Source organism: Chamaesiphon polymorphus CCALA 037, assembly GCF_003003845.1.
Classification (GTDB): Bacteria; Cyanobacteriota; Cyanobacteriia; order Cyanobacteriales; family Chamaesiphonaceae; genus Chamaesiphon; species Chamaesiphon polymorphus.
Map to the genome: position 1 here is coordinate 1 of NZ_PVWO01000560.1, position 3511 is coordinate 3511.

Genomic DNA, 3511 nt, shown 5'->3' on the forward strand with positions numbered 1-3511 from the left:
TTACCCATTACCCACCCACTCATCCACCCATCCACCCATCCACTCATCCACCCATCCACTCATCCACCCATCCACCCATCCACCCCTCTACCGATCGCCGATAACTGTTACGATACATTAGGCGATCCCCACAGCATTGGGCAGCATAAATTCATCATTTAGTAATTTAAGGAGTATTTCCGTCATGGCTGGCGAAATTTTTAATGCAGCAATTTTGTCTTCTAGCTTAATTCTCGTGGGTTTGGGCTTAGGATTCCTATTTCTCAAAATTCAAGGCCCAGAAGAAGAATAATCGATTAGGCTTTAGGCTTTAGGCTTTAGGCTTTAGGGTGAAGGGGTAAAGGGTAAAGGGTAAAACAGATCCAATATTTCAGATCCTAGTCCACTCATCTACCCATCCACTCATCCACTCATCCACCCATTCACCCATCTCCGCTCCCCACCATTTGTGAATTTTTGTTAACTAACATGAGATTTTTCTGCTAATATTTTATTGAATAGCTTTAATAATTTTTAATTATTCTTTATAAATGACAATATTAATTGTTGGTGCCACAGGTACCTTAGGCAGACAGATCGCCCGCCGCGCCTTGGATGAAGGCTACCAAGTCCGCTGTCTGGTTAGAAGCGTGCGCAGAGCCGCTTTTCTCAAAGAGTGGGGAGCTGAATTAGTGGTCGGGAATATCTGCAACCCTGATACCTTGGCACCTGCATTAGAAGGCGTGACCGCAATTATCGATGCTGCAACGGCTAGAGCGACAGATTCATTGAGCATCAAAAAAGTTGACTGGGACGGACAGGTAGCCCTGATCCAAGCCGCTGTCGAAGCTAAGATCGATCGATTTATCTTTTTCTCGATTCTGGGAGCGGAAAATTATCCCAACGTACCGTTGATGGAAATCAAGCGATGTACGGAGCTATTTTTAAAGGAATCGGGACTAAACTATACTATTTTGCGTCCGGCTGGGTTCATGCAAGGGCTGATCGGTCAATATGCCATCCCGACACTAGAAGGGCAACCCGTCTGGATGACTGGTGAATCTTCGATCGCTTACATGGATACTCAAGACGTTGCCAAATTTGCCGTCAAAGCCTTATCGGTAAAAGAAACCGAGCGGAGCAGTTTCCCGATCGTTGGCAACCGCGCTTGGAGTGGTAAGGAAATTATTAGTTTCTGCGAACGTCAATCTGGCAAAGAAGCCAAGATGACTAATGTCCCAATTGGGATAATTAGGTTGATGAGACAAACATTACGTTTCTTTGAGTGGAGCTGGAATTCTGCCGATCGATTGGCATTTACAGAGGTACTAGCTTCAGGCAAACCCTTGACCGCAGATATGGAAGAAGTCTATCGTGTCTTTGGCATCGAGCAGCAGTCGATCGGGACACTAGAGGCGTACCTACAGGAATACTTCAGCCGCATCATGCGCAAACTCAAGGAATTAGATTACGAAAAAAACAAGCAAAAAGAAGTCCAAGCAGCCAAACAGAAAAAGAAAAAAGTGATGTTCTAACTATACTGTGGGGTCGATAATGTCGAATAATCTGCGGCACTCTCATCCGAAGCCGCGATTCTATGCGGCTAATATGCGATAATTATGAGAATCTATCTAAAAATCTGACGTATTATTAAATACTCAGTTCGCGGCAATATGCGGCCTCCCGCTTGGGAATGGCGGTGGCATTGTCGAAAATTATCGACCTCCAAAGTTAGAAAACTGAGAAAATTTGAAGTAGGACTGTATTCGTGCCAAAAGTAGGCATCATCTATAATGAGGGTAAACCCGTCGCTTGTCGGATCGCTCAGGAAATTGACGACAAGCTCACCGCGTTGGGCTGGGATGTTCATTCAGCAGCAGCCAAAGGTGGAATTTTAGGCTATTGTCAATCGGATCGCCCGATCGCGCACATTCCGATCGATTCTTTGTGCCCTCCTGGTTTTGACTCGGAAATGAGTTTTGCGATCGTCTTAGGTGGTGATGGCACGGTTTTGGCTGCATTTCGGCAGATCGCGCCTAAAGGTATTCCCCTCCTAACGGTAAATACCGGACACATGGGCTTTTTGACCGAAACATATATCAACCAACTACCAGAAGCGATCGAGCGGGCAATTGCTGGCGATTACCAGGTTGAAGAACGCGCGATGCTCACAGTCCGCGTCTGGGAGGGCGAGCAATTATTATGGGAAGCATTGTGTCTCAATGAAATGGTGATCCATCGCGAACCACTCACGAGCATGTGCCACTTTGAAGTTACCGTTGGTAGGCACGCACCCGTAGATATTGCGGCTGATGGTGTAATTTTATCGACACCGACAGGTTCTACCGCCTATTCTCTGAGCGCAGGTGGCCCTGTTGTCGCTCCTGGTGTAGATGCACTCCAATTAGTGCCGATCTGTCCGCATTCTCTCGCCTCCCGCGCTCTAGTCTTTTCAGACACCGAACCAGTCAAGATCGAATCTGCCAACCCCAATCGCTTGGTGATGGTGGTAGATGGCAATGGTGGCTGCTTTATTTTGCCTGAATTTTCGATTCGGATCGAGCGATCGCCTTATCCCGCTAAGTTTATCAGACTCCAACCGCCAGAATACTTTAAAGTCCTCCGCGAGAAGCTAGGATGGGGACTACCACATATTGCCAAACCTACCTCGGTGGAGTTGCCATAATTTAGGCTTTAGGTTTTAGGCTTTAGGCTTTAGGGGTTAGGTTTGAGGAGTTACCCATCTACCCATCCACCCATCCACCCATCCACCCCCTAATCTATGGCTGAAAATACCCCAATTGTGTTAGTAGAAAATGATACGGCATTGGCCGAACGCATGAGCTTGGATCTGTCTAAGGCAGGTTATCAAGTGTCGATCGCCGATAACGCCAAGATGGGATTAGAACAAGTCAAAAAACTGCGTCCGGCACTAGTTGCGGTAGATCGGGCATTGCCTGGAGAATCGGCACTGACATTAGTCCCCCAACTGCGGGAATCTGGGTGTGTCGCGCCTATTTTATTGTTAATGTCGCATGATTCGATCGCCGATCGGATTGTCTGTTTTGAGTCTGGAGCCGATGACTACTTTCTCAAACCCTATCAGGCGTCCAATTTTTTGCGTGCCGTCGGGCTGTATCTCAATTCCAAAATTCCGCTGGGCGAACAATTACGCTTTGGCGATCTGATTTTAGATTTGGTATCGCACCGCGTCATCCGTAACGAACATACGATCGATTTAACTGTCAAAGAGTTTGAATTGCTGCGGTATTTGATGTCTTATCCCGAAGTCGAACTCACCAGAGAACAAATTTTAGAAAATGTTTGGGGCTATGATTTTCTGGGCGAATCCAATGTCATCGAAGTCTACGTCCGCTATCTCCGCCTCAAGCTGGAAAAAGATGGCGGTAAGCGACTGATTCAAACCGTCCGTGGCGTCGGCTATGTCCTGCGAGATTAGATCGAGCGATTAGATTGACTTTATAGGACAAATATACTATTATGACTTTAGCTATTTTGCAGGGTCAGAATA

The 3511-nt window shown here is 46.7% G+C and carries 4 protein-coding genes and 1 pseudogene; 4 read left to right on the top strand and 1 reads right to left on the bottom strand.

The features are described 5' to 3' along the window. Positions 1-184 precede the first annotated feature (184 nt). On the top strand, positions 185-292 hold the full coding sequence (gene petM, locus C7B77_RS26330; protein ID WP_015160828.1) for a cytochrome b6-f complex subunit PetM: 108 nt from the start codon (positions 185-187) through the stop codon (positions 290-292). A 238-nt stretch (positions 293-530) separates the two neighbouring features. Next, positions 531-1514: an SDR family oxidoreductase gene (locus tag C7B77_RS26335; RefSeq protein WP_106311970.1), complete on the top strand. Its 984-nt coding sequence runs from the start codon at positions 531-533 to the stop codon at positions 1512-1514. Here C7B77_RS26335 and C7B77_RS31930 read toward each other — a convergent pair. Next, positions 1504-1560, bottom strand: a pseudogene (locus tag C7B77_RS31930) (hypothetical protein); the annotation flags it as partial. The gene C7B77_RS26335 and the pseudogene C7B77_RS31930 sit on opposite strands and share 11 nt — an antisense overlap. Before the next feature lie 187 nt (positions 1561-1747). On the opposite strand from C7B77_RS31930, the gene C7B77_RS26340 reads away from it, so the two are divergent. Then, on the top strand, positions 1748-2665 hold the full coding sequence (locus C7B77_RS26340; protein WP_106311973.1) for an NAD(+) kinase: 918 nt from the start codon (positions 1748-1750) through the stop codon (positions 2663-2665). A 96-nt stretch (positions 2666-2761) separates the two neighbouring features. Further along, positions 2762-3439 carry a response regulator transcription factor NblR gene (nblR, locus tag C7B77_RS26345; RefSeq protein WP_106311975.1) on the top strand — a complete coding sequence of 226 codons (678 nt, stop codon included), beginning with the start codon at positions 2762-2764 and terminating at the stop codon, positions 3437-3439. Positions 3440-3511 lie beyond the last annotated feature (72 nt).

Bases quoted from the DNA above. Each gene is read 5' to 3' on its own strand.
- petM (WP_015160828.1), top strand. From the start codon at position 185: ATGGCTGGCGAAATTTTTAATGCAGCAATTTTGTCTTCTAGCTTAATT.
- C7B77_RS26335 (WP_106311970.1), top strand. From the start codon at position 531: ATGACAATATTAATTGTTGGTGCCACAGGTACCTTAGGCAGACAGATC.
- nblR (WP_106311975.1), top strand. From the start codon at position 2,762: ATGGCTGAAAATACCCCAATTGTGTTAGTAGAAAATGATACGGCATTG.